Origin of the sequence: Paramesorhizobium leguminum (assembly GCF_003217235.1) — a bacterium.
In the GTDB taxonomy this organism is placed as follows: domain Bacteria; phylum Pseudomonadota; class Alphaproteobacteria; order Rhizobiales; family Rhizobiaceae; genus Paramesorhizobium; species Paramesorhizobium leguminum.
Genome location: NZ_QJTF01000047.1, coordinates 1 through 6,340, shown reverse-complemented (window position 1 = coordinate 6,340; position 6,340 = coordinate 1). Strand labels below are relative to the sequence as shown.

1 protein-coding gene is annotated in these 6,340 nt (G+C 62.6%); it reads right to left on the bottom strand.

Annotated elements, in window-relative coordinates:
* The coding region (locus C7477_RS18435; protein WP_110754797.1) for an FG-GAP-like repeat-containing protein at positions 1–5,991 on the bottom strand (5,991 nt) is incomplete at its 3' end.
* Positions 5,992–6,340: the final 349 nt, after the last annotated feature.

The following is a 6,340-nucleotide window of genomic DNA, read 5'->3' as shown; positions in this document are numbered from 1 at the left end:
GGGCAGCGTCGCCGGCTGCGGGGTCGGGGCGTTGAAATTGCCGTCGCCGGGATAGGTCGCCTGGATGGTGTAATTGCCGGTAGGCAGCGTCTGCGCCGGCAGGCTGGCCACATATTGCTTCGTAGTGTCGTCCCACGCGAATGGCGCCGTGCCCAGCTGCTTGCCATTTTGGATCGAGAAGGTGACCTCTCCCGAGGGCGCCTGACCCTGCAGATCCTGGCCGCCGGTGCCGAGCGCGGCTTTGAGCGTCACCTTCTGCCAGGCCACCACGGGGCTTGGCGGGTCGGCCCTCAGGGCGAGCGTGGTGTCGAGCTTCTTCGCCGCCAGCGGCACGGTCCCGGACGTGCTGCCGGCAAAGTTCTTGTCGCCGTCGTAGACAGCCAGCACATCATGCGTGCCGGTCCCCACCGGCGCCGGCACGTTCTGCGCCGTGCCGGTCACCGTGGCGGTGGGCTGCAGGAAACCGACTGCCGCGTTGTCACCCTTGGCATTGACAACGCTTACATCGGTGAAGCCGTCGCCGTTGAAGTCGCCGACGATCGTCGAGAGCGGATAAGCCCCCGGCCCGAACTGAGTGGAAGGCGTGAAATTCCAGCTGCCGTCGCCAAGCCAGGTTCCGACTTGCGCCGTTCCGGTCACATACACATTGGCGGAGCCGGAGGCTGCGAGGTCCGCGATGCCGTCGGCGTTGAAATCACCAACGGCGATGCTCACATTGGTATAGTAACTGTAGTTGCCCCAATTGCCGCCGATCAACGGCACGGGGGCCTTCTTCGTGAAAGTCTTGCCGTCGGTGCCGCCCTGATAGACAAAAATGCTGCCGGACTGGGAGGGATTCTTATCGAATACGCCGGCGGCGAAATCGAGATTGCCGTCGCCATTGAAGTCCGCCACGGCGACGGTTTCGGCGAAGCGGTCGAGGCTTTGAACGGGGGACTGGGACGGATTGGGCTGGAAGCCGCCTTGGCCGTCGCCGAGAAGCACCCATATGGAACCGTTCCATTGGCCGTCGGGTACGACGAGATCGAGATTGCCGTCCTTGTTGAAATCGCCGGCGGCGGAGCGATAATAGGCGGGCGGCAGGCTGCCCGGTGCGAAAGCTCCCGCGGGAGCCGGCGAGAAGCCGTTCTGGCCATTGCCGAGATAGACCTGCTGGCTCGACCTGTGCACGACGACGACGTCGAGATTGCCGTCATTGTCGAAATCGCCGGGCACCAGGGACTGGAAATCGCTGACGCCGCCGGTATCGACATGTCCGTTGAAATGTCCCGTTCCCGGGTTCTTGAACACGGTGAGGTTCGATCCGTTGCCTGTGGCCAGGTCGAGTGTGCCGTTATTGTCGAAATCGCCTGCCGCGATCGGATAGGGATTGCCGTCCGTGGGCCAGCTGATCGGAGGCAGCTGGAACTTACCGTCGTGGGTGCCGAGGTACACGCCGATGGATTTGTCGTCGCGGTTGGCAACGGCAATGTCTTCGATGCCGTCGGCATTGAAATCGCCTGAAGTGGACGAATAGGGCCCCTTGCCTGCGGCCAGCGCCGCGGTCGTCTCCGCCACGTCATAGGCGGGCTGCGCCAGGACCGCGGAGCCGAGCGTGGTATCTTTATTCGTCTTGTCGATGATCTCGACCGAGCCGGTCGGCGCGAGTGGAGACGGCGCGATGCCGGTGACCGTTACGGGCAGATTGTAGGGGGGGGTGTTGCCGGCCGGCTTGGCGAGCGTCGTCGTCGTGGGGTGTTGGCCGGTCACCGTCAGCGGCTGGGTGTTGGAGGTCGCGGCCGCATCGGTGATCGTGCCGGCAAACTGCGCCTGGAAAATGTAGGTTCCGATGCCGGGGTAGAACGACATCACAGTCTTGCCGCCGGTGAGCTGCGCCTCGCCCAGGCGGTTAACACCGACGCAGGGCGCGGCCACTTTACAGAAATACACCGTGCCGCCCACCGCCGGGGTCACCGTCGCCGTCAGCGTCACCTGCGTTCCCGCCGGTACGCTCGTCACCGGCTTCGAGGCCGCCGTCACAGCCAGCGCCATCTTGATCGTGGCGCGCGGCCCGACCTTGTAGGGGAGCGACCCGGTCATGCTGTTGAAATAGGAGTCGCCCGGATAGCTGGCGGTGACGGTGATGTCGCCGGACGGCAGATGGGTGACGTTGGGCAATATCGCCACATATTGCTTCGTATTGGTGTCCAGCGCGAATTGCGCCTTGCCCAGAAACACACTGCCGTTCTGGGTGGTGAAGGTGACCCACTCGCCCTTGGGGTTGTGTCCCTGCGCGTCGTCGCCGTCCTTGATACCGAAGGTGGCGGTCAGCGTCACCGGCTGGCCGGCATTGCTGTTATCCTTGGGATCGGCGGTCACCGTCAAGATCGTGTCGAGCTTCTGTGGCGCAAGCTCCACCGGGTCGGATGGCAGGCTCTTGGCGAAGAGCTTGTTGTCGCCGGAATAGACACCCGCCACCTTGTGCTTGCCCGATGACGGGTCGCCGGCCGGCGCCGGCACATCGGCCGACGCCGTCACCGTCACGGTGGGCTGGACGAGGGCAACGCTCATATTGTTGTCATGCCCATTGACCACAGCCACGTCCGCGAAGCCGTCGCCGTTGAAATCGCCGGCCACCGGCGACATCGAGAACCTCCCGACTTGCACGGTCGCGCTCGGTGTAAAGGTCCAGGGGTGGCTGCTGCTGCTACTGCCCAACAGGAAGCTCATCTGGCCCGGAGCGTCACCCATAGCATAGTAATACACGGCGGCGACGTCTGGCCAGCCGTCGGCGTTGAAGTCGCCGACCGTCACATTGAAGTTTTGGTACGAGGTGTTGGTAATGGTGACGTAGGGCTTGGGGACAAAAGTCTTGCCGTCGCCCTGACCCTGGTAGAAGGCCACCCAGCTATCGGAGTTATAGTTCTCGACGCCGACGGTGAAGTCGAGGTTGCCGTTCTGGTCGAAATCGGCCACGGCCACCGATTGCACGGTGGCGTTGGCGCCGGTGTTGATCTGCTGCGGATTGGGTTGGAACAGGCCCGTGCCGTCGCCCAGCAGCACCCATACCAGGCTGCCATTGCCCTGCGGCACGAGGAGGTCGGGGTTGGCGTCATTGTTGAAATCGCCGGCGGCGGCGTTGGCGCCATACTGCTTCATACCGTTGCCGGGCTCTACCGGGCTGCCCTTCGCCGTGAACTTGCCCTCGCCGTCGCCGAGCCAGATTTGCGAACTGGTTGACGTGACGAGCGCGAGGTCGAGCGTGCCGCTGGTGTCGAAATCGCTCACGACAAAGGCCGCGAGGTTGCCCGTTGCCGCAGTGGTGATGGGTATGTCACTGAAGCCGCCCTGGCCGTCGCCAGTATAGACGGCGATGTTGTAGAGGTTGGTGTTCCACTCAGTGCCGACGGCGAGATCGATAATGCCGTCATTGGTGAAATCGCCCGCCACGACCGGACTGGCTATTGTGACATAGGGGATTATCGAGGACGGCGTGGCGGGGAATGTGCCGTCGCTCTGCCCCAGGTAGATCTGGATCCTGCTATAGGCGGCGTTGGCAACGGCGAGATCGACGCGGCCGTCCTTGTTGAAATCGGCACCGGCGAGCCCGCCGGGGAGCGAAATGGGAATATCGCTGACAGTCAGCGTCGACCCCTGCACGGCCAGGCTGTCGGTCGGTTGCGACAGGGAGGAACTGGTGCCGAGCGTAACATTGTTGTTGGTCTGGTCGATAATATCGACCGTGCCGGTCGGCGGAGTCGCGGGCGGCGCGACGCTGCTGACCGTCACGGGAATGCTGTAGGGACCATTGCCCAGCGGCTTGCCGAGCGTCGTTTTCGTCGGATACTGGCCCGTCACCGTCAGCGCCTGGGGGGCGGAGGCCGCAGTCGTGGACGCGTTCCCAGCATAGTGCGCCTTCAGCGAGTAGGTTCCGATCCTCGGGAAGAACGTAATCGACGCTTTTCCATTGAAGACCTGCGCCTCGCCCAAGCGGTTGGCATCCGTGCATAGCTTGGCCGCCGCCTCGCAAAAAGACACCGTGCCGCTCAAGCCCGGCGTCACCGTCGCCGTCAGCGTCACCGACTTTCCCGCCGCAACGGGAGTCTGATCGATATCGAGGACGATGCCGACCTTGCCCATCGGCAGCGTATTGGAATCGCTCTGCACGAACGTATCGTCACCTTCATAGTGCGCCTCGACCTCATGCACACCGGTCCAATCCACCGCCACGCCCGTCGCCGTGACGGTTCGCATCAGGCTGGGCTGTCCCAGGGTAATCGTCGCGGTGTTCGTATCCGGCTCATGGGTGACGCGGCTAAAACCATACGAACGCGAATTGAGGTTCACCAGATCGGCGATGCCGTCACCGTTGAAATCGGCGCTGGCGATGTCGGAGATCCCTCCCCTCAATGTCACCATCGCGCTCGGTTGCGATCCGAAACCGAAATTGCCATCGCCCAGCCATACCTCCAGCGTGGAGTTGTTGAGCAGGGAATAATCGTAGATAGACGCAGCGAAATCGGCATGGCCATCAGCGTTGAAATCGCCGACCGTCACCCTGGCGTCAGGCCAAGACATCGGGCCGCTGAGGACAGCGGTCGCCTTCTGGGTAAAGCTGCCATTGCCTTTGCCTTGAAGGACCACGACCTGTTCACCGCCAGCCATGGCCACGTCGAGAATACCATCGGCGTCGAAATCGGCCAGCGCAACGGAGGCGCCGGAGGCGTCGAAAGCCGGCTGGGGCTGAAACCCGCCGCTGCCATCACCGAGCAGCGTCTGACCAGCGGAGGCGATCAGATCGAAATGGCCGCTCGAGGTGAAAACACCAGTGGCGATCGCTGCAATCTGGACGCTTCCCAGCTGAATGGGGGCGCCCTTCTGCGTGAAGTTACCGGTGCCTCCGTTGAGAAAAACGATTACAGATCCTACAAAGTTGTCTGAATTCGCCGGAACCGCGAAATCGAGATAACCGTCGTGATTGAAGTCTGCGACCGCAAGGTTCAGTGCTGCCGTATAGGAGGTATCGAACACATTGTGGGCAGGGTCCATGAATGTGCCGTTGCCGTTGCTGCCCCAGGTCGTCACCTCGTTGCCGTTGCCCACAGCCAGATCGATGTAGCCATCGTTGTTGAAATCCGCCGCTGCCGCGCTGGTCGGGGCGTTGGGCGTCGGCAGCGTCGCCCATGGCGTCGTTGCCATGGTGCCTCCCGCCTGACCGAGAAATATCTGAACAGTCTTGTCAACGTAATTCGGTATCGCCACGTCGGGGCGCCCATCGCCATCGAAATCCGCCACCGCGACCGCCTGAGGCGAGGCGCCCGTCGCCAAGTTCTGAATTGACCGCACGGCCATCGCATTGGAGGCCGTTCCGGACAGCGGCACGCTTGCGAGCTTTTTATTATTGGCGTTCGTATCGATAATGTCCACGGTGCCCGTCGGCACCGTCTTGACGGGAGCCGGAACGATACCGGCGACCGTCACCGGCAGCGTGTAGGGATCGGTGCCCGTCGGCGCATGGAGCGTCGTCGTCGTGTCGTATTTGCCCGTCACCGTCAGCGTCTGCGGAGACGAATTGGCAGCATCGTACCCGTTCGTGCCAAGGAACCGCGCCGTCAGGACATGGGTGCCGATGCCGGGATAATAGTAGGTCGTCGCAGCCACTCCGTTGATCACCTGGGCCTCGGCTATGCGATTGATATCCGTGCACAGCTTCGCTGTCGCCTCGCAGAAATACATCGTTCCGGTCACCGCCGGCACTGTCGTTGCCATCAGCCCCACCTTCTGTCCCACCGTAGTGTTGGAGGGGGTTATGGCCAGATGCACCTTGACCGATGTGTCCTTCGTCTGCCCTTGCGCCTGCGACACGATCCCGGTGAGGAGAGCCAACTGGGCGATGAGCATGAGCCCGACCGCGCGCCAGCCCCAGCGCCGCCCGCCGGTCCCCGCGCCTCGGTTGCCCCGGTTGCGGTGGAAGGAAAAGGCATCGGAGATCGTGGCAAGAACAGCGGTCATTGGAAAAATCCTTGGTCACGCGCGACGCCGATCCGGCGCGCACATCGTGCAATCGCAGTGCAATATCGAGACGGGTAGAAATGCCAAATCGAAGAGCCGCCGGGCACAGCCTACGCGGACAGCGTCGCGCAAAGCCTCGTGGCCGGGACGGCTCTTCTCGTTGTCAGTTTATTTCAGGTGGCGGTCGCATCGTAATGTCCTTGATGAAATTCATAGTCGGAAATGAAATGCCCGGTATCGAATGCTGACCATGCCGCGCGGTTCCGGCGTGATTGCCTCGACCGGGAGCGACATCGATGCCGCATTTTTTTGCAAACGCTCAGGGATATATGCAGGCCTCACAAGGCCC